Below are 1,289 nucleotides of genomic sequence, written 5' to 3'. Positions count from 1 at the left end.
GCGACGGAGACATCCCAGGGGGTTGGGGTGTCAAGCGGCGGTGGTTTGTGGGTGTTGGGGCCAGGCGGTGGTTTCGTTGTAGGGGGTGTGGGTTTTGAGGCAGCCGTGGAGGATGCCGACGAGGCGGTTGGCGAGTTGCCGTAGGGCTGGTTGGTGGGTGGTGCCGCGGGCGCGGAGTTGGTCGTAGTAGATGCGGGCGCCGGGTGAGCACGACAGCGCGGAGAAGGCCTGGGCGAACAGGGCGTCGACGAGCCGGTCGTTGTGGACGTGGCGGGCCGACACGGTGCGTTTCTTGCCCGAGGCGCGGGTGATCGGGGAGGTGCCGGCGTAGTTCTTGCGGGACTTGGCGTCGCGGTAGCGGTGGGGGTCGTCGCCGAACTCGGCCAGCACCCGGGCGCCCAGGATCGGTCCCAGACCGGGCTGGGAGCAGATGATGTCAGCGTCCGGGTGGCGGCCAAAACACGCCTCCACCTCGCCTTGCAGGCTCTTGATCTGTTCGGCCAGGGTGGCCAGGATCGCGATCTCGGCGCGGGTGGTGGCCGCATACGCCTGCGCGACGAGCTCGGGCTGGGTCAGGCGAGGAGTCCGCAAGGAGGCCTGGATCCGGGCGGCTTTGGTCTCGACGTCGCGGCGATGGGCCCGCTTCAGCGCCGCCCGGATCCGGGCCCGGGGCAACCGGGCTGCCGCGGCCGGGTCGGGCGCTTGGCCGAGCAGCTCGAGCGCATCGATCGCGGCCAGGTCGTCGAAGGCGTCCACCGCGGCCGGGAAGTAGTCCAGCAGTCCGCGCCGCAGCCGCAGCACGTGCCGGGTCCGTTCCCAGATCAACGTCTTGTGCGCCCGCGCGACGACCTTGACGGCCTCGGCCAGGTCACTGTCGGCCGCGACCGGCCGCAACTGGTGGGCATCGGTGCGGACCATGTCGGCCAGCAGATGCGCATCCGCGGCATCACTCTTGGCCCCCGACACCCCGTGCCGCTCCCGGAACCGCGCCACCGACAACGGGTTCACCGCGAACACCGAGTAGCCAGCCGCCACCAACGCCCGCACCCACGGACCCCGATCGGTCTCAATCCCCACCACCACCTCCGCGTCACCCGCATCGGTATCCAGCCGCCGCTCGTCCAAGTGCTCGGCGACCAACGCGTGCAACCGCGCCACCCCCGCCACACCCTCCGGCAACCGAGCCCGCGCCAACCGGCGACCCGACCCGTCCATCACCTCGACATCGTGCTGCGCCTCAGACCAGTCATCACCCACAAACAACACCACCGACCCCACCCCCTCCACAC

At 70.6% G+C, this 1,289-nt stretch carries 1 protein-coding gene; it reads right to left on the bottom strand.

The window, feature by feature from the left end:
• Positions 1–30: 30 nt before the first annotated feature.
• Positions 31–1,266 carry an IS110 family RNA-guided transposase gene (locus tag ACZ6O0_RS44460; protein ID WP_465771180.1) on the bottom strand — a complete coding sequence of 412 codons (1,236 nt, stop codon included), beginning with the start codon at positions 1,264–1,266 and terminating at the stop codon, positions 31–33.
• Positions 1,267–1,289: the final 23 nt, after the last annotated feature.

The organism is Kribbella sp. NPDC048837, from assembly GCF_055586945.1.
Note: the sequence above shows the minus strand (reverse complement) of the source record. Positions and strands in the feature narration are given on the sequence as shown.